Genomic DNA, 24,235 nt, shown 5'->3' with positions numbered 1-24,235 from the left:
AGGAGCGGCCCCTGGCCGCGAAAGGGGGCTGGATCGACGGTTGGTTGTGAATGGGTTCGCGGGCGTGGCCCGCTCCTACGTGGGGTGGAAGATCCGAGGCGCGGCATTGGCTCCGTAGGAGCGGCCCCTGGCCGCGAAAGGGGGCTGGCTCGGTGGTTGTGAATGGGTTCGCGGGCGTGGCCCGCTCCTACCGGGGGGTGGAAGTGACCTACTCCTACGGGGTGTGTTGCCCGATTACGTCGTGGTACACCCGCGTGGTTTCGGCGCACATGCGGTCTGCGGTGAATAGCTGCTCGAAGCGCATGGCCGCGTTCGCTCCGAACACCTGCGCTTCCTGCGGATTGTCCCAAAGGCGCTGCATGGCCGCGCGCAATGCCGCAGGCGACGCCGGTGGTACGGCGAGGCCGGTTTCTTCGTGAATGTTGACGAATGTCGTGCCCGTGCCGATCTCGCAGGAGATCATCGGTTTTCCGTACATCGAGGCTTCAAGCAGTGAAATCCCGAACGCCTCGGAACGCAGGTGCGACGGAAACAACAGCGCGTAGCAAAGCTGAAGCAGGCACGCTTTGTCCTCGTCATCCAGTCGGCCGAGGAACTGAACGTTGCGTAACTGGAGCCGCTCGGCCTGGGCGCGCAGTTCCGCTTCCTCGGGGCCGGAGCCAATGATCACCAGCGGGAAGGGCGTGCCGCTCAGTGCGTCCAGTGCGCTGCCCAGTCCCTTGTAATAGCGCAGCACGCCAACGAAGAGAAAGAACTTCGAGCCCACCCGCTGCCGCCAATACTCGAGTTTCGCGGCTGGGCACGACGGGTAGGCAGCAGGGTTCAGGCCGTAGGGAATGATTTCGACCTTGTGCGCAAAATGCTCAAGCACCGGACTGCTGCGCTGATAGTTCGGGGAAGCGACGAGGATTCTGTCGACGCTGCTCAGGAAGCGCATCATCAGTGGTCGGTATACCGCCAGCAAAGCGCGCTGTTTGACGATGTCCGAGTGGTAGCTCACCACGCTGGGGCGGCGGTGGCGGGTGACGAAGTGCACCACATCCATGACCGGCCAGGGGAAGTGAAAATGCACCACGTCGGCATTCGCCGCCATCTCGGAAAACATGCCGAAGACTTCACGCGAGAAGCCGGTCGAAGCGATGAACAGGTCCTGTCGCGCGCGCCTCACCTCATGCTCCCCCACCAGGATCCGCACGGGATGTGGCGCAGCACTCAACGCCAGCACTTCTGCCTGCACGCCCTGGGCGCGGCCCCCTTCGCAAAGCTGAAAGATGACCTGCTCGATACCGCCCGTCGTATCGGGCAGGTAAGTCTTGAAGAAATGAAGAACGCGCATTGCTTACCTGATAGGAGAGCGGGTTGGCGGCTGGCGACATTTCGGCAACGGCCGAGGCGCCACCCTGTGTCGCTGAGTGCTGGCGTCCGGCAATTCAGACCGTGCAGCCGGTGGCCGCGGCCAGGGTTCGAGCGACGCGACTCTAGCCGCATGCGATGCGGCGCGACAAGCAGGGCTGTTGGTCGGGCACATTCATTGGCTTCCGCTTCGGTGATACAGTCTCTTCCATCCTTGGTACGGTTGGGTGGCGATCGCCAGTACGTGGTGTTGCTCTGTCTGGCGCTGGCCAACGAAAAGCTGACAGGCAAGTCGACTGCCGAGGCCAACAAGCAGAATATCGCGGCCAATCTCTACACCACCAAGAATCTGCGCAATGCCGAAGTGATCGAGTCGCTGGGTATGCTGCCGACCTTGATGGGCCGCTGGGGCTTGCGGCAGAAGAAAGTCCTGCAGCTGCAATCAGAAGCGAGCGACAAGGGCGGCATGATTACATCCATGTCGAAGACCTTCCGCATGCTGGTGCAGTCGCTGATCCTCGGCCTCGGTGCGTATCTGGCGGTCAAGCAGGAAATCAATCCGTGCCTGATGATTGCCGGCTCCATCCTGTTGGGACGCGCCCTGGCGCCTATCGACCTGATGATCGGCAGCTGGAAAGGCTTTATCAGTGCCCGCTCGCAATACAGCCGTCTCAACGAGATCCTGGACCTGCAGCAGGCGGAGCCGCAGCGGATGTCGTTGCCCGTCCCGGAAGGGCATGTCCTGGTCGTGCCTTGGTGGCCAACCCGGACAGTGCCCTGGCTGCCGCCGATGCCGCCGTGCGTGAAAGCCGTGGCGCTCATTATCCATCGCTCAGCCTCAACCTCAGCGCACAGCGCAGCGATGTCGGCTATGACAATACCCTGGCTCCACGATCCGACAGCTATGTCGCCAGCCTCGGTTTACAGGTGCCCATTTACAGCGGGGGCTCAGCCTCGGCGCGGGTCAGGGCGCTGCAAAGCGACCGGCTTGCGACCGAACAGGAACTCGAAGGCATTCGCCGCCAGGTCATGAAGGAAACCACCAGCGCCTACCTGGCCGCGCAGTCGGGCGTCGAGAAAATCCGTGCTTCGCGCAACGCTCTGGAGTCTGCGGAGCAGTCCAGCGTAGCGGCCGAACGCGGCTTCAAATTCGGCGTGGTCAATGCCGTCGACGTGTTGACCAGCGTCCAGAATGAATATGCTGCTCGCCGCGATTTGCTCAAGGCACAGTACGATTTCATTACCAATCTCCTAGTATTGAATCGTTGGGCCGGAAGGCTGTCTAAGCAGAGCGTCGAAAACGTTAATGTTTGGCTGGCTCGTAGTGAACAAGCACGGGCTCTGGAACGGAAAACGAAGGAATGAGCAGCAACATCAAGACCGCGATCGTCACAGGTATCACCGGCCAGGACGGCGCCTACCTCACCCAGCTCTTGCTGGACAAGGGCTACCGGGTATTCGGCACCTTCCGCCGCACCAGCTCGGTGAACTTCTGGCGGCTCGAGGAAGTGGGCGCATTCGGTCACCCGAACCTGGAGCTGGTCGAGCACGACCTTACCGATCTGGGCGCGAGCATCCGCCTGATGGAGCAAGCCCAGCCGGACGAGGTATACAACCTCGCGGCGCAAAGCTTCGTCGGCGTCTCGTTCAATCAACCGATCACCACTGCCGAGATTACCGGCCTGGGCGCCGTCAACCTGCTCGAAGCGATCCGCATCGTCGATCCGAAGATTCGCTTCTATCAGGCATCGACTTCGGAAATGTTCGGCGAAGTGCAGCAGATCCCGCAGACCGAAGTGACGCCGTTCTACCCGCGCAGCCCTTATGGCGTCGCCAAGCTCTACGCACACTGGATGACCATCAACTATCGGGAGTCCTACGGCATCTTCGGCACCAGCGGTATCCTCTTCAATCATGAGTCTCCGCTGCGTGGCAAGGAATTCGTGACGCGCAAGATCACCGATGCCGCTGCGCGCATCTCGCTCGGCAGGCAGGATTGCCTGCAGCTCGGCAACCTCGATGCCAAGCGCGACTGGGGCTTTGCCAAAGAGTACGTCGAAGGCATGTGGCGCATGCTGCAGGCCGACGAGCCGGACACCTTCGTGCTGGCCACCAACCGTACCGAGACGGTGCGTGATTTCGTTTCGCTGGCCTTCAAGGCCGTGGATATCCTGCTCGACTGGCAAGGCAGCGCCGAAAGCGAGCGCGGCATCGACAGTCGGACCGGCAAGACCGTTGTACAAGTCAATCCTCGCTTCTACCGTCCGGCCGAAGTGGACCTGCTCATCGGCAACCCCGAAAAGGCCAGAACGCTACTGGGCTGGGAGCCGAAGACTACCCTCGAAGAGCTTTGCCAGTTGATGGTCGAAGCTGATCTCGCTCGGGTAGCATCGGGCAAGTCATTTGAATGAGGGGAATTAGTGCTCCGTCACTGGCGCAGCATGCTTCTGACCCGTACCTATTGCCAAGTATTTGCTGTCAGCGGCTACCGGGTTGACTATTTTCGGGATGCGCGCTGATCGCTACGAAAACGGTTAGCTGCATTTTGTGCGACTGCTGCTTGAGCGGGGAGGTTGGCCCGGTAGCCATCCCGGAAATCAATCGGGTTACGTTCCACAGAAGATATTGGCGATACCCTCGTCTCGATGCTCAATAGCCAGGGGTGTATCTATGGTTCAATCGCTACGCCGCCGTCTGGCTGCGCTCGCGCATTATCGGGGGTTTATTAAGACCTCTATTCTTAACGATGTGGGCATGCGCTTTTCGCGGAGCAGTATTGGTGGGTTATGGGTCTTGTTGCAGCCGCTGGCTCAGGCCGCGATATTCGCTTTTGTATTGGCGATAGTTCTGAAAGCCAAGTTGCCGGGGATCGATGATACGCATGCGTATGCCGCCTATCTTTTGAGTGGCATGCTCTGTTGGTCATTGTTTATGGAGAGCACAACCAAGGGCTTGGGCTTGTTCAATGACAATGCCTCACTTATAAAAAAGGTGAATTTTCCTCTGCTGACTCTGCCGGTTATCAGTGCCGGCATCAGTCTGGTGAACAACACTTTTCTATTTTTAGCCACGTCATTGATTCTGGCTCTTCTTGGCTTCTTTCCCGGAGAAGTCATTCTGATTTTGCCGCTGTTGATGGTGCTTACCCTCTTGTTTGGCCTTTCGGTGGGGTTGGTGTTAGGCATCATTAACGTTTTCGTGCGCGATATTGGTGTGGTCGTACCCATCGTCTTGCAGTTCCTGTTCTGGTTGTGCCCTATCGTCTACAGTCCTGAAAGTTTGCCGGCCGGGTTTCGCGAGCTGGTTTTGCATAATCCGGTATCCGGGCTCGTACAGGCTTATCAGAACGTGCTGGTGTTTCAGCGTTTGCCTGAGTGGAACTGGTTGTTGCCTGCGTTGATAATGGCCATTGTTTGTCTGCTGCTGTTCCGCGTCCTGCTGCGTCGTACCTTTGCGCAGATGGTGGACATCTTATGAGTGTCCCAGGCAGTTTTCACGTCGCGCATTTAAGCAAGCGCTTCGCCAAGTTTCGCAGCGATGGGCATCGGTTGCTTCATTGTTTGATCCCTTCCATCCAGCCGCTTAGTGAAACCGTAGTGTTGGATGATCTCAACTTTACTGTCGCGCCGGGCGAGGCGCTTGGAATCGTCGGGCACAACGGTGCCGGCAAAAGTACCTTGCTTAAGATCATCACCGGGACATTGGCGCCGAGCAGCGGTAGCGTTGTATTGAATGGTCGGGTTTTCGCGATTCTTGAACTGGGCATGGGCTTCAATAGCGACATGACGGCACGCGAGAATGTACGGCATGTTGCCGGTCTAATGGGCATATCTGCAGTCGAGATCGAAGCGGTCCTGCCGGAGCTGGAAGCTTTCGCCGAGATTGGCGCCTATTTTGATCAGCCCATGCGCCACTACTCCAGCGGCATGCACATGCGTGTGGCCTTTGCTCTGGCAACGGCGATTCGCCCGGATATCCTGATCGTCGATGAAGCGCTCAGCGTCGGCGATGCTTATTTTCAGCACAAAAGCTTTGAACGTATTCGCCAGTTTCGTGAGCAGGGCACGACACTGTTGTTCGTTTCGCACGACAAGTCAGCAGTCCTTGCGCTCTGTGACCGCTGCATACTGCTCGACCAGGGTCGCCTGCTGATGGATGGCCCACCGAGTGCGGTAATGGATTATTACAACGCCCTGATTGCCGAGAAAGAATCGGAAACGCTGGTTCAGCATTACAACGATAAGGGGCAGGCTGTTACCCGCTCAGGTACCGGCGAGGCCACACTCGAATTGCTCGAGTTGCTGGTAAGCGGAGTAAGCGTCGAAACGATCGAGGTAGGCGAATCGGTCATCCTCCGTGGAATTGTGCAGTGTCATGCACCAATTCCTAAGTTGGTCATGGGTTACATGATCAAGGATCGGCTGGGGCAGGCCGTGTTTGGCATCAACACTCACCTTACCGGTCAGGTCCAGGAGCATCTACTGGAAGGGGAGCGCTTGCGTTACGACTTTGCTTTTCCTGCCAATCTCGGGCCAGGCAGTTATTCGATTTCGATATCGCTTTCCAGCACCCAGACGCATTTGCAGAACAACTATGAGTGGCGCGATCTCGCGCTGGTGTTCACTGTGGTCAATACCCGACATCATCAGTTCGCCGGGTGTGCCTGGATCGAGCCGGGTATCACTATCAGAAAGCTTTCGTGAGGCTCATTTGGCCAATTCAATCCTTTATGCCAAACATCGGATCAAGCTCGCGCTGATCGCATTGATCCGCTTTGTCGTATCCCGTCCGAAGCTGTTCGTGCTGGGCATGCGCATTGTTAATCGCATACCTCCGCTCAAATGGTTCCTGTGGCGGATCCATGCCTCGACTCGCAACGAAATTAGCCGCTCGGTGCCCGTTACATCGCCCAGTCGTACGCCGCCGGCGGCGAAGGCGGTTTATCTACAGCTGAGCAGTACAGGTACAGGGGAAAGGGAAGTCTGACATGCGTATCGTATTCGATCTTCAATCCTGCCAGACGCCCAGCTCACGCACGCGCGGTATCGGTCGTTACAGCCTGTCACATGTTCAGGCGTTTGCACGGCAAGCGTCGGCGCATGAAGTGGTCCTGCTCCTCAACAACAGCTTTAGCGACACGATCACTCATGTCCGGGAGGCTTTCTCAGGGCTGATCGACCCAGCCAACATACATGTATTCAACAGTCTTGGCGGATTGGCGGAGATGGGGTCGGGGAACCAGTGGCGCCGCCTCGCAGGGCAGGAGCTCTACCATGACTTCGTGAGTGGTCTGAAGGCAGACGTATTCCATGTCACCAGCTTGTTCGAGGGTTTCAATGATGCGGTTACCGGGATTCTGCGGGGGCAGGCCGGGATAAACAGCGTCACCCTCTACGATCTGATCCCGCTGCAGTACGCTGATACCTACCTCAACGGTGAGCCCCAGCGGAACTGGTATTACCGTAAGCTCCAGGCGCTCAAGAATGCCGATCTGCTGCTTGCCATTTCCGACTCTTCACGGAACGAGGCGATCGATCTTCTTGGTTTGCCGCCAGACAGGCTTGTCAATATCAGCTCGGCGATCGGGGCGCATTTTCAGGTCAAGTCTCTTGATCCTGCTCGAATCGAAAGGCTCCGCGCGAGCTTCGGGTTGAATCGGGAATATATTCTCTATACCGGCGGAATCGACTTCCGCAAAAACATTGAAGGACTGATCAGCGCCTATGCAATGCTGCCCCGAGGGCTGCGTGATCGCTATCAACTGGTTGTGGTATGCAGTGTCGACCCGGCCAGTCGTGAGCGGCTTCAGCGTCTTGCCCGTTCGGCTGGGCTGGCTGCGGGGCAACTGGTGCTTACAGGCTTTGTGGCGGAAGAGGACTTGGTCGACCTGTACAACCTGGCGAGCCTGTTCGTCTTTCCTTCGATTCACGAAGGATTCGGTTTGCCCGCGCTAGAAGCCATGGCCTGCGGTGTCCCGACCCTCGTGTCGAACTGCTCCAGCTTGCCGGAGGTCGTCGGTCGGGCGGACATGCAGTTCGATCCTCGGGAACCGCAGGCCATCAGCCTGGCCATGGCCAAAGTGCTAGGCGATCCAGCCTTCATGGGTGAGTTGCGAGCGCACGGTCTGATCCAGGCTCGTCAATTTTCCTGGGAACGCACCGCGCAATGCACCCTTGAGGCATTCGAGCACGCTGCGGCGCTCAAACGTGCGCGTGAGCAGGTTTCCATCTATTGCCACGGCGAGTCGAGCGAAGAACTGCCAGGATGTGTTCCGCTGGATGAACGAAGCGGCCTGCCGCGTCTTGCCTTCGTTTCACCGCTGCCGCCCTGCGAGTCGGGCATTGCCGATTACAGTGCGGAACTGCTTCCCGAGCTGGCTCGCTACTATGACATCGAAGTAATCACTCCCCAGAGCGAAATCAGTGATCGCTGGGCCAGGGCCAATTTCCGCTGTCGCACCCCGCAATGGTTCAGTCAGCATCATCATCGCTACCAGCGGGTGCTCTACCAGTTTGGCAATAGCGAATTTCATAGCCACATGTTCGATCTGCTTGAGCGCCACCCGGGTACGGTCGTTCTGCATGATTTCTATTTGTCCGGAATTCTGAACTACCTTCAGCAGGCTGGTATCCGCCCTGATTGCTTCGCCGAGGCACTATATGTCTCGCATGGTTATGCCGCGCTGGCCTGCCTGCATCATGACGGCCCTGATGAGGCACTCAAGCGCTATCCATCCAATCTGCCGGTGCTGGCTCAGGCACAGGGTGTGATTGTCCACAGCCAGTACAGTCGAGCCTTGGCTAAGCAATTCTATGGGCCTGCATATGGTGATGGCTGGTCGGTCGTTCCCTTGCTGCGAGCATCCAAGCGGCTGGCGGATCCTTTGGCTGCCAGGACGCGGCTGGGGCTGCCGGCTGACAGCCAGATTACTGCCAGTTTCGGTTTCATTGCGCCGACAAAACTCAACCACGAGCTACTCGATGCCTGGCTCGCCAGTCAGGAAAACAACCCTAATGCCTATCTGGTGCTGGTCGGTCGCAATAGCCTCGGCCAATATGGCGAGCAACTGCTCATGCGCATCGAGCGTAGTCCGGCTCGGCAGCGAATTCGCATAACCGGTTTTGCCTCCAGTGATGACTACCAGCTCTGGCTTGCGGCGGCCGACCTGACCATACAGTTGCGTACCGGCTCGCGTGGCGAAACCTCGGCGGCAGTTCTGGACTGTCTTGCGGCGGGTAAGCCATTGATCTACAACGCTAATGGTAGTGCTGCGGAGTTGCCTGACGGAATAGCCTGGCGATTGCCGGATCAGTTTCGGGTCGAGGAACTGGCGAGTGCCATCACAAGGCTGCTGCAGCAGCCGGCCGAGGCCAGACGGTACGCCGAGGCTGCCATGGGATACCGTGAACGGCACGCGCCGTCACAGGTAGCGCAACAGTACTGGCGCGCCATAGAGACCCATGTAGCGAATCATCCGGTAGCGCGCCGGTCTCGGCTGATTGAAAGGTTGCGGGAATTGCCTATGCACGCTGATCAGGCATCGTCCAGTCTGACCGAGTTGGCTTGCGCCGTGACTCGCAATTATGGCATCGGTCAGCTTCCGACCTGCTATCTCGATATCGGTCCTCAGAATCTGGATGCGGATGAAGGGTCGGTTGCTGCTGTGCGGCGTTTGTTGTTGGAACCGCCCTCGGGGTGGCGCTTCGAACTGGTCGAGGCGCAGGAGGGGGAATACCGGATCGCTTGTGACCGAGCCTGTCGGCTGTTGGGGCTGCCCGAGCGGGAGGCTGTGCCGCTGTTGGTCGGGCCGGGGGATGTCTGGTTGCACTTGGGTAGCGCAATAGCGCCCACGGTGCTCCATGCACAATTACCCCGAGTTGGACTGATTGCCAGGAACCATCTCCATCAACTGACGGCGGCCGAATTGCAGACCTGGTGCGAAGGCGAGGCCTCGTCGTGGATTATCGATGCGTATCATGATCACGCTGCGGAACTGGCTTAGCCAATACCTTCCGAGACGCCCTTGCCGCTGGCTGCGCAACCTCTGGCGCCTGTCGCATACACGGCGCGAAGTGCGCCAGCTCAGTCAGGTGGCCGAGCAGGCACAGGCCGAGCACGCAGCCCGCGAGCAGCGCATGGCCGAGCGGGCACAGGCGGAGCACGCAGCCCTCGAACAGCGCCTGGCCGAGCGGGCGCGGGTCGAATACGCAGCCCTCGAGCAGCAATTGGCCGAGCAGGCGCGCCTGATCGGCGAGCTGCAGCACGAGGCCGAGCAGGCGAGGAAGGAGTTGTCTGGGGCTGCACCTCTTTACAAGCATGTCGAGTTGCCGTTCAGTCACGCCGAGCCGGCGCCCGACTGGATCGCCAACGCCGAGCGTGTGCTCGGCATCCGGCTCGCCGACCTGCCTGCCGGCGAGCGAGAACGCTGGTTCTACAGCTTCTATAGCGAAATGGCCGGGGGCGTTGAGCATATCCTGCAGCAGCAATATCGCGTCTATCTGCCACTCCTGCCGGTAATGGAAGACAGGCGTGTGCTCGATATTGGCTGCGGAGCGGGTGAGTTCCTGAATTTTCTAAGGCAGCAGGGCATCAAGGCGTTGGGGCTCGATCTGGATGCTCAAGAGGTGGCTCGCGCGCGGTTGCGTGGGCTGGATGCCATCCAAATGGACGCCCAGAGTTTTTTCCAGAACGTCGATGAGTCGTTCTCTGCGATCACTCTGTTTCAGGTCATCGAACACGTACCCGCTGGGCAAGTGGAGCCTCTGTTGTCCGATTGTATAAGCGCTCTTGCTCCCGGCGGTGTCCTTGTTGTCGAGACGGTCAACTTGCGTCATCCGAATGCGCTGAACGGCTTCTATACCGACCCGACCCATCAGCGCCCCCTTTCAGACAACTACCTCAGCTTCCTTCTTCAGTGGCACGGCCTCGAGAGGGTGGAGATCATCTATACACTGCCCGACTGGTTGCCAGGTATCAGTAGTGCGGCTCCACCCCGTTGTTACGCCAACTTCACGGTCATCGGCTATCGGAGTGCCTGATGGGTCTGTTACGGCTTTTTCTGGCAAGCCTGGTTGCTGATCAGTCACCTCGGTATCAGTGTTGCTGGTATCAATCCCGGCGTAAGCGCTGTTGCCATTTTTTACCTGCTCGCCGGGCGCGTAGTGAGTCGGCTTTGGCGTGAACAGCCTGAGCGCGGAGTCATCTCCGGGGGAGTGTGGTTCTACCGTGATCGACTATGGCGCATCCTTCCTCTGTACATGTTCGCCCTGGTCGTGGCGTTCATCGTCTGGCTGTTGGGTGCCTCGTCACCATTTCTACTTCGTGAGCCAGAGATGACGGATTGGCTGGCAAATCTGCTCATCGTCCCTTTGAGCTACTACATGTACAGCGGTCAGGATGCTTTTACGCTGCTGCCGCCCGCCTGGTCGCTGGGTGTAGAACTGCAATTCTATCTTTTGGTGCCTTTGCTGCTCAGTCGCCCCCTGTGGGCGGTTGTGTTTAGCGCGCTCTCATTCCTGACATTCTGTAGTGCACAGCTGGGGTGGCTCGATACAACTCCCTGGGCTCAATTGGCCGACATCAGCTACCAGTGGCTGCGTAATGACGTTGAGATCGATAGCACAAACAATGACAGCTACGTACGGACTGAAGATGATGTCGGTGTCCATGTCAGTTTCCTCCTTAGCAACGCCAGCAGTACAGAATGTCGATGACGAAGCCTCCGGCGAACTGAACGTTGCCGGCACTGCCGAAGAAGGCGGCACCCTGACCGCCGAGCTGACCAACCTGATCGACGCCGATGGCGAAGCCAGCGTTGCCTACCAGTGGCAGGTAGAGGCCAATGGCGAGTGGGTCAATGGTAAAAACGCTGCCGAACGGTCGATTACCGCTAATCCGAGTGCGGTCGGCCAGAACGTCCGCGTCGTAGCCACCACCACCGATTCGCTGGGCGGCACCACTGAGTTCACCGGCAAAGCGCAATACACTGCCAACGTCAACGATGCCGCCACTGGGGAGGTGACCATCAGCGGCGTGGCTACGGAAGGCGAAACCCTGACTGCCAGCAACGCTGACCCAGGTGGATTTAAGTGCCGAAATCAGCGTCAGCGCCAGCTACACCGATGGCCAGGGCGCTGACGAAAGCGTTATCTCTGCCGTCACTGCTGAGGTTGTCAACGTCAACGATGAACCTACCTGGTCATCGCCAACCAGAGTGCGACCCACAGAGTCAGCTCTTCAGCTTCACGGTCACGGCCAATCCCTTCGCCGATGCCGAGGCGAAACCCTGAGCTTACGCCGTCGAGCTGGTCGATGAGAGCGGCGCTACCGTGGGCTATCAGTCCCTGCCGAGCTGGCTAAGCTTCGACCCGAAGCGTGCACCTTCAGCGGTACGCTGGCTGATGTCGACGTGGGCGTGGTTAACGTCAATGTCAGCGCTACCGACGCCAGCAACGCGTCCGTCAGCGACATTTTCAGTCCGACCCAGACGGACAGCTCCGTGCATGAGGCCCCAGGTGTGATCCTGCTGGAAACCGACGATACCGTGCTGGCTGGCGACTTGGTCACCAACAAGACGGCCGTCACCCTGAATGTCGGCGATATTCAAGCAGGCTGGCTCGACAAGGATGGCAACGCTACCTACAACGCCGGCTTCGACGTGCTGGCCGAAGAGGGTTCCATCAGCGTCAATAACCTGGTGATCGGTGCAATCCTCAAGGTGACCAGTGAAGACGCTTCTGGCAACACCAGCAGCACCATCACCGTGGTGCGTGAAACCGCCGCGCCGAACCGCGACGTCGAAACCCCGGTCAGCGTAGACAGCGGCACCGACGGCACCTGAAGCGCGGGCTACACCATCAGCTTAGCCAGGGGGATGTAGTGGATATCGCCGGCAACAGCGCCATCGGCAGTGTGGCCTTCACCCGCCGGTAATCGCTGCTGAAATTGATCCAGTATTCACCTCCTAGGCGACAGCCTCGGCCGATGAAAGTCAGGACGTGCTATACACCGCGGCCGCCACCGATGCCTTTGGTGTCAGCTAGCCTGCAGTTAGGCAACGAGGATGGTGCCAGCCTGCTGAGCATCAACCCTACAACCTGCGTGGTAACTGCTCGCCGGCAATCTCGACGAAGAGACTAAGGACGGCTACAGCTCCACCGTTGTCGCGACCGATGCGTCCAACAACCAAAGCACCTAGGCTGTCACGGTCAGCGTCAGCGTCAACGACCTAGATCAAGTGACGCTGCTTTCACGTTGGGTGAACAACAGCAATATCTCCCAAGGCGCGGCTAACGCAGTGGAGGGTATGCTGGTGCTGGCGATCAGCTATGACCGCAATGTGCAGGTCGTCAACTGGAGTGACTTGGGCCAGGTGGCTGCAACGAATGTGAACATCGACATCAGCCAATGCTGAAGGCCAGTTCGATGGTGTTGCCGATATGAGCATCATCATCGTCGGGTCGGACATGGACATTAACTGGGACGGTAACTCGCTGGTTGACAGCGCCTGAATCGCCGGGGCGCGGCTGCCTATCGCCAGCTCTTCGGGCCGGTGTCACAGGCAACCCTTCGCTCGCTGTGGGTTTGGCCGATAAAAATCCACCTGAATAGGTGGGTTTTGGCTATTTACCCGTACTGATTGCACCGCATCGCCGCTTCCGTAGGGGCCGCGCTTCGCGGTGAACGCGGTATGCCACGCAGAAATGCCCCAAATGCCACATCGCTCGGCTATGGGGCGAAGCGCTTACGGGGGTGGCGGTTCATGCAGGTGCTGCGCTATGGCTGGCTCAGGCTTGCGTAAGCCTCGCAGGTTCACTGGGCACAGCGCGTCTAGGAAAACTACTGCGAATGAACGACAGGTCATGGATCGTGGCGATGCAAGGGCCGCTGTGTGCCTTCAGGATGAAGCTGGGCTTATGCTAGAGATAATCGCGCCGCCTGAGGGTATCGAGCAGATTGAAGGTGTAGTTGCCGATCCCCGTGAGCGGAGGCCGCAACGATTCGGCATTGATCACCAACTTCATGACGTGGCGCGCGTCTCGGTCCGCCAGTAATCGAGCAATTCCCCGAGGGTGCGCTGTAGCGGGATGGCGGGTGCCCAGCCCACCGTGTCGCGCAGCAGCCGGCTGTCGCCGGCGGCGAACGGAATGTCGGAGGGGCGCATGCGGGCGGGGTCCTGCTGGAGGGTGATCTCGACACTGCTCATGTCGAGCAGTTGTTGAAGGACGTCCGCAATGCGATGGGATTGTCCGGACGAGACGTTGAAGCAGTGCGGGTGGGTCGCCGGCCCGTCCGAAAGCTGGAGCAGCAGCTGATAGGCATGGCAGACGTCCGCCACGTCGAGAAAATCGCGGCTGGCTTGCAGGTTGCCGACCTGGAGCACCGGCGGTTGTTTGCCGGCCTCGATCAGGGCGATCTGGCGGGCAAACGCGGCAGTGACGAAATCGGGCGACTGGCGCACGCCGATGTGGTTGAACGGCCGTGCTATCGCGCCCCTGAGCCCGCGGCGGAAGGACTCGGCAAAGGCCGCTTCTGCTGCCTGCTTGCTGGCCGCATAGGGATTTTGGGGCAGGCAGGTCGCGCTTTCGGCCAGCGGCACGTTGGCTTTGAAGGCAGCGCCGTAGATGTCGGCGGAACTGATGAACAGCACGAACGCTTCAGGCGCGAACCGCCGTATCGCCTCGAGCACGTTGACGCTGCCCATGACGTTGGTCTGCCAGGTGAGAAGCGGGTTTTCAAAGCTCCTGGGGATGTGACTGATCGCCGCGAGATGGACCAGGTGAGTCGGCGAGGTGGCGGCGATGATCTTCGCAACGCCGTCCGCGTCGCGGATATCGCAGCCGACCGTCTGGTTGGCGCAGGGCACGCAGGCATCCGCGGCCGAAGACATGGCGATGACATGGTGCCCGGAGCGTTGCAGGGCCTCGCAGAGGTGCCGTCCGACGAATCCATTGGCGCCTGTGATTAAGGTGCGTTGCATGATTCCCTCTGTGGTCGCAGGACGCTGCCGCGTGAGTTTACAGGGGCCTCCGGACCCTGGCGAGCCGGTGCTCCAGCAGTCGCCGTCTGGCGGGAATCGGGCTGGAACCTTAGATTTCCCCGGCCTCTGCCGCCGTCGGCCGACAGGGTTCGCCAGGCGGGCCGGTGTCACGGGGCCGCCGTTTGCGAGTCGGCAAATCAGCGCTCGGTCACACCGTCACTATCGAGGCTTGAATGCGACAATTCGGCTGATAGGGTAGTTCGATTCATTCGCAGGGAGTTCCAGATGTTTACGCCCGTTATCCTGGCCGGCGGCAGTGGCTCGCGCCTCTGGCCGCTGTCGCGGCAGGTTTTTCCCAAGCAGTTTCTCGAACTGGACGGGCAGGCGTAGGGAACCATGTTCCAGCGTACCCTGGCTCGACTGGACGGGCTGGAGCAGGGTGAGCCGCTGGTGGTCACCAATGAGCAGCACCGTTTCGTGGTGGCTGAGCAGATGCGGCTGGCCAGGCGGCAGAGTCGGCGGATCATTCTCGAACCGCTGTCACGCAATACGGCACCGGCCATTGCCCTGGCGGCACTCGAGGCAACCCGCGAGGGACGCGACCCGGTACTGCTGATCCTTGCAGCCGATCACCATATCCCGGACGAAGAGGCATTTCGCGCGGCGATCACGGCGGCGACGATGCATGCCAATGCGGGACGCCTGGTGACCTTCGGCATCACGCCGACGCGCGCCGAAACCGGGTTCGGTTACATCCAGTGCGGCGAGCCGCTGGGAGAAGCGGGCCGCGCGATCGCTGCTTTCAAGGAGAAGCCTTCGGCAGAGATGGCGCAGGTGTACCTGGATAGTGGGCGCTACCTGTGGAACAGCGGCATGTTCATGTTTCGTGCATCGCGCTTCCTCGACGAGCTGGAACGCTTGCGCCCCGATATCCTGGCCGCCTGCCGCGCCGCGCCGCGTTCGAGCAGGCACGGAACGATCACTACTTTCTGCATGTACCGGCCGAGCAGTTCGCCCTGTGCGATGACGAGTCGGTCGACTATGCGGTGATGGAGCACACCGATGCCGGCGTCGTGGTACCGCTGGATGCCGGCTGGAACGATCTCGGCAGCTGGGCCGCGATTCTCGATGTGAGCGAGCGCGATGCGCAAGGCAATAGCTTCCGGGGCGATGTCATGTCCGTGGATACCCGCGACAGCCTGGTGCAGTCGCATCATCGTCTGGTCGCCACGGTAGGGGTCGAGGGCTTGGTGATCATCGAAACCAAGGATGCCGTGCTGGTTGCGCACAAGGACCAGTGCCAGAACGTCAAGGCGATCGTCCAGCGCCTGCAGGCCGAGCAGCGTGATGAGTTCGTCGCGCATCCGCTGGTCAGCAGGCCCTGGGGCCACTACGACACGGTGGACCGGGGCGAGCGTTATCAGGTCAAGCGCATCACGGTACTGCCAGGCGAAAGCCTGTCGTTGCAGCTGCACTACCATCGCGCCGAGCATTGGGTGGTCGTGTCCGGAACGGCGCGGGTGGTCTGCGGCGACAATGTCCTGATCCTGTCCGAGAACCAGTCGACCTACATTCCGCTGGGGGTCAAGCATTCCCTGTCGAATCCGGGCAAGGTGCCGCTGGAAATGATCGAGGTTCAGTCCGGTGCGTATCTGGGGGAAGACGATATCGTGCGCTTCGAGGACAGCTATGGTCGGGTCAGTCCGGTCGTTACGACCTGATCGGTGCTGGTGGCAGGCGTCCTGTCCGGCTGTATGACGGCGGGTTTGCCTGCGCGGCGCGCGGCGGTTGCCAGCAGGGCAGGGCGCAGCGCCAGCGGCAGGCCCGTGATGTGGTCGGCCCGCTTATTTGCATTCCCAGTGCTGTAGTGTCCGTGTCGCTTCGTCGATGGCCTGCTCGAGTTCGTAACGGCACATTTCAATGGCCTGCTCACGCTGCTGTTCGCTGGTCCAGGCCACGTTCGACAGGGTCTCGAGAAGGTCGAGGTGGTCGTTTTCGCTGACCAGCATGCCATGGCGAACCAAGAAGGTCTGGCCGTTGAGAGAGAGGCGAACCGGGTCCCGTCCTTCCAGCGATGCGCCTGCGGCGAGTAACGCGTCGATGTGCGCGCGAAGCGAGTGGAGGTTGCGTCTGTCGGCGGAGTCATCAGTCATGGGCATTCTTCCGGTAAGGAGTGCGCTGGAACGATCTCGGTTTGCTCAAGTGGCGCAATGATATCAGTTTGACGCGTGATTTCGTCGCATCTCGCCGCGGCGCGCGACAGACGGACTCGCCGTCTTGGAGGGTGATCTGCCGGGCCGTTCGATGTTCGCGGCTTTGCCCGACACGTGCGAGCGAGAGTGCGTAGAATTGCCGCCTGGCAGTCAGGGATGGCTGCGTATGGCAAGAGAGACGCTGAGCTTGAAAAGAAAGATTCTAGTGACCGGAGGAACCGGCTTCGTGGGGGGCGCGCTGCTGGAGCGGCTGGTGGCCTGTCCGGACGTGCAGGCTCTCGCCTGGGCGCGCCGTGTGGATTCGCTGTGGCCCGCTGGCGTGGTTCCCGTGCCGGTTTCGTTCAGCCGCACCTTTGCCGCAGGTTCGCCGGTCGAAAATGTCGATACGGTCATTCACTGCGCGGCGCGGGTCCATGTCATGCAGGATAAGGCCGCGGATCCGCTGGCGGAGTTTCGCAAGGTCAATGTGGACGCCACGCTCGAGCTGGCACGCAGCGCCGTGGCGGCGGGGGCTCGGCGGTTCATCTTCATCAGTTCGATCAAGGTCAACGGCGAGTCGACGCCGGCTGGCAGGCCCTTCACGGCCGATGATCTGCCGCAGGCGGGCGATCCCTATGCGCTATCCAAGCTCGAGGCCGAGCAGGGGTTACGGGCGCTCGCCCGGGAGACGGGGCTGGAGATCGTCATCGTTCGCGCGCCGCTGGTGTATGGCCCCGGCGTGAAGGGCAATTTCCGCAGCATGATGGACTGGCTGATGAGGGGCATCCCGTTGCCGCTCGGTGCCGTTGAGAACAAGCGAAGCCTGGTCGCCCTGGACAACCTCGTCGACCTCCTGTGCACCTGCATCGATCACCCGGACGCAGCCGGCGAGACCTTGCTCGCCAGTGACGGCGAGGACCTCGCGACCCCGGATCTGCTTCGGCGTCTGGGTGCGGCGCTGGATACGCCGGTGCGCTTGCTGCCGGTCCCCGGGGGGCAACTGGAGTTCCTCGCCCGGCTGCTCGGCAAGCGCGCCGCCTTCGACCGGCTGTGTGGTTCACTTCAGGTCGACATCGGCAAGACCCGCTCGCTGCTGGGTTGGGCGCCGCCCGTCGGTGTGGATGATGCGCTGCGCGCAACTGCGGCGGACTATCTCCGGCGGCGGCAAGCATGAGCTGGGCGCTCTTCCTGCTCGCGACCTTGGCCGCTTTCGGTCTGACCGGGCTGTTGCGCCGCTATGCCTTGCAGCGCAGCCTGCTGGATAAGCCCAATGCACGCAGTTCGCATACGGTTGCAACCCCTCGCGGGGGAGGCATGGCGTTTGTCCTGGTTTTTCTTTCGCTGCTGCTGGTGCTGTGGCTTTGCGCCGCGCTCGAAAGTGACCTGATGATCGCCCTGCTGGGGGCCGGTGGTGGCGTCGCCGCCCTCGGCTTTGCCGACGACCATGGCCATATCGCGGCACGCTGGCGCTTGCTGGGCCACTTCGTGGCGGCCGCCTGGTCACTGTTCTGGCTGGGCGGGCTACCGCCAGTGGTTCTGTTTGGCGTGCCGTTCGACCTGGGTTGGGTGGGGCACGTGCTGGCCGCTGTTTTCCTGGTTTGGTTGCTCAATCTCTACAACTTCATGGATGGCATCGATGGCATAGCGGCGGTGCAGGCCATCTGTGCCGGTGGCGGTGCCGTGCTCTGCTACGCTGCCGTGGACGCGGGTGCGTTCACCCTGATGGCTGGGGGCGCGAGCGAGCTGCTGTTGACCTGCGCGGTGCTGGGGTTTCTGTTCTGGAACTTCCCGCGGGCGCGCATATTCATGGGCGATGTGGGAAGCGGCTTTCTCGGCATCGTGATCGGCATTCTTGTGCTGCAGGCCACCTGGCAGCATCCGCAGTTGTTGTGGAGCTGGCTGATTTTGCTCGGTGTTTTCATCGTCGACGCAACTTTCACCCTGTTCCATCGTCTTTTGCGGGGCGAGGCTGTCTATCAGGCCCATCGCAGTCACGCTTATCAGGTTGCGGCGCGGCGCGTTGGACGCCACGCGCCGGTGACGGTTGCGGTTGGGTTGATCGTCGTGGTCTGGCTCCTGCCCTGGGCGGTGGGGGTGGCCTTGGGCGGAATCGACGGTGCGACGGCCATGCTGATCGCCTATGTGCCGTTGTTGTGTCTCTGCATATGGTTTGACGCCGGTGCGGCTGAGACGGGCGGATGATGGCGTAGTTTTGCGTTGCGAGGTGGCCGTTCGCGGGCATGGCCCGCTCCTACAGGTGTGGTACGCATCGATGTGACGCCCGCGAACAATGGCGCCCCGTAGGAGCGGGCCCTGCCCGCGAACAACGGCCCGCACGCAGCCCCGTAGGAGCGGGCCTTGCCCGCGAACAACGGCCCGCACGCAGCCCTTGTAGGAGCGGGCCCTGCCCGCGAACAACGGCCCCACGCAGCGCTTGTAGGAGCGGGCCCTGCCCGCGAACAACGGCCCGCACGCAGCCCCTTGTAGGAGCGGGCCCTGCCCGCGAACAACGGCTCGCACGCAGCCCCGTAGGAGCGGGCCTTGCCCGCGAACAACGGCCCGCACGCAGCCCTTGTAGGAGCGGGCCTTGCCCGCGAACAAACGATTCGCACATTGCACGGATTTGGATTGAATGGCGTTGTCGAACAGGAATGAAACGAATGTTGCGTGATCGCCTGCTGGGGCTGCCCAGGCATTACAAGCGCCTGCTGCAGGTGCTGGCCGATGTCATCCTGGTATGGATCTCGTTGTGGCTGGCGTTCGTGGTGCGGCTGGGCTCGTTCGACCCGATCGAGCCGCTCGGGGGGCATGCCTGGTTGTTCGCCCTGGCCCCGGTGCTGGCTATTCCGCTGTTCATCCGCATCGGCATGTACCGAGCGGTGATGCGTTATCTCGGCAACGATGCGCTGATCACCATTGCCAAGGCGGTGACGTTTTCTTCGCTGCTGCTGGCGCTGGCGATCTACTGGTATCGCGATGCGCCAGCGCTGGTGCCGCGCTCGCTGGTGTTCAATTACTGGTGGATCAGCCTGATGCTGCTCGGCGGGCTGCGCCTTTTGTTGCGACAGTACGTGCTGGGTGACTGGTACGCCGGCATGCTGGCCGTCCCGTTCGGACGTGACGACGGCCTGACGCGTGTAGCCATCTACGGCGCAGGCGCGGCCGGCAATCAGCTGGCGGCGGCGTTGCGAATGGGCCGTGCGATGCGCCCGGTTGCCTTCATCGACGATGATGACGACCTGGCCAATCGGGTCATCGCCGGGCTCAAGGTGTACAAGCCCAGGTATATCGATCAGATGATCGGCGACACCGGGGCGGGCGAAGTATTGCTGGCGATTCCCTCCGCCAGCCGGACGCGGCGTCGGGAAATTCTTGCCGATCTGGAGCGATACCCATTGCACGTCCGGTCGGTACCCGGGTTCATGGATCTCGCAAGTGGCCGGGTGAAGGTGGAAGATCTCCAGGAGGTCGATATCGCCGACCTGCTTGGGCGTGACAGCGTCGCCCCGGACGAGAGGCTGCTGGCGCACTGCATACAGGGCAAGGTCGTGCTGGTCACCGGCGCGGGGGGCTCGATCGGCTCCGAGCTCAGTCGCCAGATCCTGCGGCTGTCGCCAACGGTGCTGCTTCTGCTCGACCACAGTGAATACAACCTGTACGCCATCCACGCCGAGCTCGAGCAGCAGGTCAGTGAGCGGGCGCTTCAGCTGGAGCTGATCCCCATCCTGGGCTCGGTCGGCAATGCCGATCGGCTGCTCGACGTGATGCGCACCTGGGGCGTCGATAGCGTCTATCACGCTGCGGCCTACAAGCATGTGCCAATGGTCGAGCACAACATCGCCGAAGGCGTGATGAACAACGTGATCGGCACGCTCAACTGTGCGCAGGCGGCGATTCAGGCGGGTGTTGCGCACTTCGTATTGATTTCGACCGACAAGGCGGTGCGCCCGACGAATGTCATGGGAAGCACCAAGCGTCTCGCGGAAATGGCCTTGCAGGCCCTGAGCAGGGAAACGGCGCCGGTGCTGTACGGGCAGGCGGGGGTCAACCATGTGAACCGGACACGCTTCACCATGGTCAGGTTCGGCAATGTGCTGGGGTCGTCCGGCTCGGTGATACCGCTGTTTCGCGAACAGATTCGCCGGGGCGGGCCTGTCACCGTGACCCATCCCAAGATCACCCGTTATTTCATGACCATCCCCGAGGCTGCCCAGCTGGTGCTGCAGGCAGGCTCAATGGGGCAGGGCGGTGACGTGTTCGTGCTCGACATGGGCTCTGCGGTGCGGATTGTCGAGCTTGCCGAGAAGATGATCCACCTGTCGGGGCTGTCCGTGCGCTGCGAAAGCAATCCTGCCGGCGACATCGCCATACAGTTCACCGGCCTGCGGCCGGGCGAGAAGCTTTACGAGGAATTGCTGATCGGCGACAACGTCACTCCGACCCAGCATCCGATGATCATGTCGGCGAACGAAGCCTGCCTGCCATGGGTCGAGTTCTGCGATGTGCTGGACAGGCTCCTGCAGGGGCTGGACCGCGATGACTTCGAGCAGGTCAGGCTGGTCATGCGTGCCACGGTCGATGGCTACTCGCCACGCGAGGAGATCGTCGACTGGATCCACCGGCGGCGGGGACGGCTGCCGCTGGCCTAGGCTCGGTCAGAGATATTCCGCCTTCAGGATGCCTTCGAGCTGCTCATGCGGGATGAACAGTTCCGGGTGCCCGCTCGAATAGGGCGCGATGCTGTAGACGTCGTACTTGAGCAGCACGCGGTCTTTCAGCAGGGCGATGTGAGGGGTCTGCCGGAATGGCCAGAAGTCGATGAATTCGGCGTCCTGGTCATGCCCGTTGGCCATCAGCCAGCGCTGATGCGCCTGGCGCGCGACACGCCAGAAGGCGCCTTCCTGTCCGGGAATCAGCACGTCTTCCAGGCGCAGCTCCCGGTCCTGCGCGCGGTCATAGTTGATGAAGCCGCGGCCGGGCATGCCGTGGGCACCGCCGACGTAGAGATAGCTGGACAGTTCGAGAACCAGTATGTCGCCGTGCTGTTCGCGCAGCTTGGCCTGCAGGTAGCTGCTCCAGCCCGGTTCGGCCGTGCTCAGGAACGCCTGCTCGTAGCCCTTCAGCGATTCGGGCAGCCGGTCATCCGGGCCGTTGATCGTCATCCGCCGCAGACGCGCGTCGATCAGGCGATCGAGTTCCGGCTCGCCGGCAAACGTCAGGCTATCGATGTTCACCAGCGGACAGCTTTCTTCCTCGCAGCCCTGGGGGCGCTGCTCGGTGACGTTCTGGCGGAATTCGGCCGGGCGCTCGGCGGCGAAGTGCTGGCAGCCGCCGAGCAGCACGGCCAGGCTGCCCAGCATGATGAGTTTGCGGATGGATACGGTTGGGTACATGGCGGGTCCAGACATGACAGTGCGCTTTCGATTGCGACGGGAGGCTGAAGTTCGTCCCGCCCGGTCGGTGAGGTGCTCGCGGCCTGTGTTGGTCTGCAAAGGGCTGCGCCGGAGGCGATGCCGCGCTAGGATGACCACGGAGCCGCTCACGAGGTGACGGTTGCAGTCGTCCGCTGCTGCATTCTGCGCGGATCAAACCGATAGGCGAGTAGTAAAGATGAGCGAGACCTTCAAGCCCGGTCCGGATGATGTCCAGATCCTCCGTCGAGAGCAATGTTTCAGTGGTTTCTACCGGCTGGAGCGTGTGCATCTGCGTCATCGTCAGTTCAGCGGCGCCATGGGCGCGGAGCTGAGCCGCGAGCTGTTCGTGCGTCATGACGCGGTGTGCGTACTGCCCTACGATCCGCAGCGTGATCGGGTGGTGCTGATCGAGCAGTTCCGGGTCGGCGCACTGGGCAAGGTCGAAAATCCCTGGCTGATCGAGCTGGTGGCCGGCCTGATCGACAAGGACGAGTCCCCGGACCAGGTCGCCCGGCGCGAAGCGATCGAAGAGGCCGGACTGGAGCTGGGCGAGCTGTGGCCGGTCACGCAGTATTTTCCTTCACCGGGCGGCAGTGACGAACGCGTCCATCTGTATATCGGTCGCTGCGACAGCGCTGGCGCCGATGGCATATTCGGCCTGGCCGAGGAAGGCGAAGACATCCGCGTGCATGTCTGGTCGTTGCAGGAGGCGCTGGACGCGGTGAATGACGGTCGTATCGACAATGCGGCGAGCATCATTGCATTGCAGTGGCTGGCCTTGAATCGCGAGCAGGTGCGGGGGGAGTGGCCATGAGAAAAACGCGCGAGCGATACCGCGTCGACCTGCTCGAGCTGCAGGCCGCCTGCGAGGCCAATTACCTGCGCCTGATGCGGCTGCTGCCGGACATGCGCAGTTCCGGCGAGCCGCGTCGTATCGCCATCAGCCAGGGCGATCTGCTGCTCGGCGTGCTGGTGCTCGAGGTGCTGGAGAACTGCCCCTACACCACCACGCTGCAGGTCAGCCAGGAACATTGCCTGAGCTGGTTGCCGGTGCCGAAGATGGAGGTGCGTGTCTACCACGATGCGCGCATGGCCGAGGTGATCCGCGCCGAAAACGCGCGGCGCTTGCGCGGCATCTATCACTATCCCAACGCGCAGATGCACCAGCCGGACGAAAAGAATCAGCTCAATCTCTTCCTGGGCGAGTGGCTGGGGCATTGCCTGGCGTGCGGCCATGAGCTCGAACCGGTGGTCTGAGCCCGACTGCATGCGGCGTCGCGACGCGGTTCTGTGACCCAGGCCCACAACCCGAGGTTTACCGTGCGGATGGGCTCCTACCATAATTCCGTTGCGATTTCGCTCAAGGAGAAGGACCTTGTCTGGTGCGCCCCTGACTGCTGTTGAAGACTCGGTCCTGCTGGTGCAGCTCACCGATAGCCACCTGTTTGCCGAGGCGGACGGCAAGCTGCTGGGCATGAACACCTGTGGCAGCCTGGAGCGGGTGATCGAGCTGGCCATCGACGAGCAGCGGCGTATCGACCTGATCCTTGCCACCGGTGATCTGTCGCAGGACGGCTCGGTGGCGTCCTATCAGCGGTTTCGGCAACTGGCCAGCCGCATCGAGGCGCCGGCCCGCTGGTGTCCCGGCAACCATGACGAGCTTGGTGCGATGCGCGAGGCCTGTCGCGGCAGTTCGCTGCTGGAACCGGTGCTGGAGCTTGGCGGCTGGCGCGTGGTGATGCTCGACACGCTGGTGGCCGGCTCGGTGTTCGGCATGCTGCGCAGCGATCAGTTGGAATTGCTCGATCGCGCGCTGAGCGAGGCGCCCGACCGCCATCACCTGGTCTGCCTGCATCACCATCCGGTATCCATCGGCAGTCGCTGGATGGACAGCATCGGGCTGCGCAATCCTGCTGCGCTGTTCGAGGTGCTGGATCGCCATTGCAATGTCCGTACCCTGCTCTGGGGGCATATCCACCAGGAATTCGACCAGTGGCGCAACGGCGTGCGGCTGCTCGCCTCGCCGTCGACCGGGGTGCAGTTCGCGCCGCAGAGCGAGCAGTTCCAGGTCGATAACCTGGCGCCGGGCTATCGCTGGTTGCGCCTGTATCCCGATGGCCGTCTGGAAACCGGGGTTTCGCGCGTCAGCGGCATCGATTTCGAGGTGGATTACAGCGTCAGGGGGTATTGAGGCTGCTGGGGTGGTCGTGTTCAGCACGCCATGAGCCGCTGAGGTGGCCTGTTCGCGGGCATGGCCCGCTCCTACGCCCGCCCAGGAGAACGGGCCAATGCCCACA

The 24,235-nt window shown here is 61.4% G+C and carries 20 protein-coding genes and 3 pseudogenes; 19 read left to right on the top strand and 4 right to left on the bottom strand.

The window, feature by feature from the left end; genetic code table 11:
* Window positions 1-214: 214 nt before the first annotated feature.
* Complete coding sequence (locus B597_RS30875) at window positions 215-1,336, bottom strand: glycosyltransferase family 4 protein (protein WP_003292706.1); 1,122 nt, start codon at window positions 1,334-1,336, stop codon at window positions 215-217.
* Window positions 1,337-1,556: 220 nt separating this feature from the next.
* Between B597_RS30875 and B597_RS47965 the strand changes: the two are divergent.
* From B597_RS47965 to B597_RS47300, 12 genes and pseudogenes are all read left to right on the top strand, one after another.
* Window positions 1,557-2,101: pseudogene (locus B597_RS47965) on the top strand (type I secretion protein ATPase); the annotation flags it as partial.
* A pseudogene (locus tag B597_RS47555) lies at window positions 2,101-2,718 on the top strand (TolC family protein); the annotation flags it as partial. The pseudogenes B597_RS47965 and B597_RS47555, both read left to right, overlap by 1 nt.
* Window positions 2,715-3,764: a GDP-mannose 4,6-dehydratase gene (gmd, locus tag B597_RS30865; protein ID WP_003292703.1), complete on the top strand. Its 1,050-nt coding sequence runs from the start codon at window positions 2,715-2,717 to the stop codon at window positions 3,762-3,764. The pseudogene B597_RS47555 and the gene gmd, both read left to right, overlap by 4 nt.
* A gap of 259 nt (window positions 3,765-4,023) precedes the next feature.
* On the top strand, window positions 4,024-4,830 hold the full coding sequence (locus B597_RS30860) for an ABC transporter permease (protein ID WP_003292702.1): 807 nt from the start codon (window positions 4,024-4,026) through the stop codon (window positions 4,828-4,830).
* The gene (locus B597_RS0223205; protein WP_031323302.1) at window positions 4,827-6,056 is read left to right on the top strand and encodes an ABC transporter ATP-binding protein; all 1,230 of its coding nucleotides are present in this window, start codon (window positions 4,827-4,829) and stop codon (window positions 6,054-6,056) included. The genes B597_RS30860 and B597_RS0223205 overlap by 4 nt, the downstream gene beginning before the upstream one ends.
* A 7-nt stretch (window positions 6,057-6,063) precedes the next feature.
* Complete coding sequence (locus B597_RS46920) at window positions 6,064-6,339, top strand: hypothetical protein (RefSeq protein WP_152028145.1); 276 nt, start codon at window positions 6,064-6,066, stop codon at window positions 6,337-6,339.
* Between the two features lies 1 nt (window position 6,340).
* Entirely contained in the window at window positions 6,341-9,355 is a 3,015-nt protein-coding gene (locus B597_RS30855; protein ID WP_024161821.1) for a glycosyltransferase, read from the top strand.
* An 88-nt stretch (window positions 9,356-9,443) separates the two neighbouring features.
* Window positions 9,444-10,391, top strand: a complete 948-nt coding sequence (locus tag B597_RS30850; RefSeq protein ID WP_152028144.1) for a class I SAM-dependent methyltransferase — start codon at window positions 9,444-9,446, stop codon at window positions 10,389-10,391.
* A gap of 33 nt (window positions 10,392-10,424) precedes the next feature.
* The gene (locus B597_RS30845) at window positions 10,425-11,066 is read left to right on the top strand and encodes an acyltransferase family protein (protein WP_003293829.1); all 642 of its coding nucleotides are present in this window, start codon (window positions 10,425-10,427) and stop codon (window positions 11,064-11,066) included.
* The gene (locus B597_RS30840) at window positions 11,005-11,490 is read left to right on the top strand and encodes a hypothetical protein (protein WP_152028143.1); all 486 of its coding nucleotides are present in this window, start codon (window positions 11,005-11,007) and stop codon (window positions 11,488-11,490) included. The genes B597_RS30845 and B597_RS30840 overlap by 62 nt, the downstream gene beginning before the upstream one ends.
* 277 nt (window positions 11,491-11,767) lie before the next feature.
* A complete protein-coding gene (locus B597_RS30835) occupies window positions 11,768-12,193 on the top strand; it encodes a hypothetical protein (RefSeq protein WP_152028142.1) in 426 nt (141 codons plus the stop codon).
* A gap of 396 nt (window positions 12,194-12,589) precedes the next feature.
* Window positions 12,590-12,766 (top strand): hypothetical protein, encoded by a 177-nt coding sequence (locus tag B597_RS47300; protein WP_192939389.1) that lies wholly within the window; start codon window positions 12,590-12,592, stop codon window positions 12,764-12,766.
* A 606-nt stretch (window positions 12,767-13,372) separates the two neighbouring features.
* On the opposite strand, the gene B597_RS30830 is transcribed toward B597_RS47300, so the two are convergent.
* The gene (locus B597_RS30830; RefSeq protein WP_003293837.1) at window positions 13,373-14,332 is read right to left on the bottom strand and encodes a GDP-mannose 4,6-dehydratase; all 960 of its coding nucleotides are present in this window, start codon (window positions 14,330-14,332) and stop codon (window positions 13,373-13,375) included.
* A 285-nt stretch (window positions 14,333-14,617) separates the two neighbouring features.
* Here B597_RS30830 and B597_RS30825 point away from each other — a divergent pair.
* Window positions 14,618-16,053: pseudogene (locus tag B597_RS30825) on the top strand (mannose-1-phosphate guanylyltransferase/mannose-6-phosphate isomerase).
* A gap of 123 nt (window positions 16,054-16,176) precedes the next feature.
* Here the strand turns inward: B597_RS30825 and B597_RS30820 are convergent.
* Window positions 16,177-16,485: a hypothetical protein gene (locus B597_RS30820; protein ID WP_003292690.1), complete on the bottom strand. Its 309-nt coding sequence runs from the start codon at window positions 16,483-16,485 to the stop codon at window positions 16,177-16,179.
* Between the two features lie 226 nt (window positions 16,486-16,711).
* On the opposite strand from B597_RS30820, the gene B597_RS30815 reads away from it, so the two are divergent.
* From B597_RS30815 to B597_RS30805, 3 genes are all read left to right on the top strand, one after another.
* The gene (locus B597_RS30815; RefSeq protein WP_082321479.1) at window positions 16,712-17,698 is read left to right on the top strand and encodes an NAD-dependent epimerase/dehydratase family protein; all 987 of its coding nucleotides are present in this window, start codon (window positions 16,712-16,714) and stop codon (window positions 17,696-17,698) included.
* The gene (locus B597_RS30810; RefSeq protein WP_024161817.1) at window positions 17,695-18,726 is read left to right on the top strand and encodes an MraY family glycosyltransferase; all 1,032 of its coding nucleotides are present in this window, start codon (window positions 17,695-17,697) and stop codon (window positions 18,724-18,726) included. Before B597_RS30815 ends, B597_RS30810 begins: the two co-directional genes overlap by 4 nt.
* Window positions 18,727-19,184: 458 nt before the next feature.
* The gene (locus B597_RS30805) at window positions 19,185-21,173 is read left to right on the top strand and encodes a polysaccharide biosynthesis protein (RefSeq protein ID WP_003293839.1); all 1,989 of its coding nucleotides are present in this window, start codon (window positions 19,185-19,187) and stop codon (window positions 21,171-21,173) included.
* 6 nt (window positions 21,174-21,179) lie between these two features.
* Here B597_RS30805 and B597_RS30800 read toward each other — a convergent pair whose 3' ends face one another.
* On the bottom strand, window positions 21,180-21,917 hold the full coding sequence (locus B597_RS30800) for an RsiV family protein (protein WP_003292688.1): 738 nt from the start codon (window positions 21,915-21,917) through the stop codon (window positions 21,180-21,182).
* 217 nt (window positions 21,918-22,134) lie between these two features.
* On the opposite strand from B597_RS30800, the gene B597_RS30795 reads away from it, so the two are divergent.
* The 3 genes from B597_RS30795 (at window position 22,135) to cpdA (ending at window position 24,129) form a co-directional block, all read left to right on the top strand.
* Window positions 22,135-22,752 (top strand): NUDIX domain-containing protein, encoded by a 618-nt coding sequence (locus B597_RS30795; RefSeq protein ID WP_003292687.1) that lies wholly within the window; start codon window positions 22,135-22,137, stop codon window positions 22,750-22,752.
* A complete protein-coding gene (locus tag B597_RS30790; RefSeq protein ID WP_003292686.1) occupies window positions 22,749-23,195 on the top strand; it encodes a DUF1249 domain-containing protein in 447 nt (148 codons plus the stop codon). The genes B597_RS30795 and B597_RS30790 overlap by 4 nt, the downstream gene beginning before the upstream one ends.
* Window positions 23,196-23,313: 118 nt before the next feature.
* A complete protein-coding gene (cpdA, locus tag B597_RS30785; RefSeq protein ID WP_003292685.1) occupies window positions 23,314-24,129 on the top strand; it encodes a 3',5'-cyclic-AMP phosphodiesterase in 816 nt (271 codons plus the stop codon).
* The last annotated feature ends 106 nt before the right edge of the window (window positions 24,130-24,235 follow it).

This window comes from Stutzerimonas stutzeri KOS6 (assembly GCF_000307775.2).
Lineage (GTDB): Bacteria > Pseudomonadota > Gammaproteobacteria > Pseudomonadales > Pseudomonadaceae > Stutzerimonas > Stutzerimonas stutzeri_B.
Note: the sequence above shows the minus strand (reverse complement) of the source record. Positions and strands in the feature narration are given on the sequence as shown.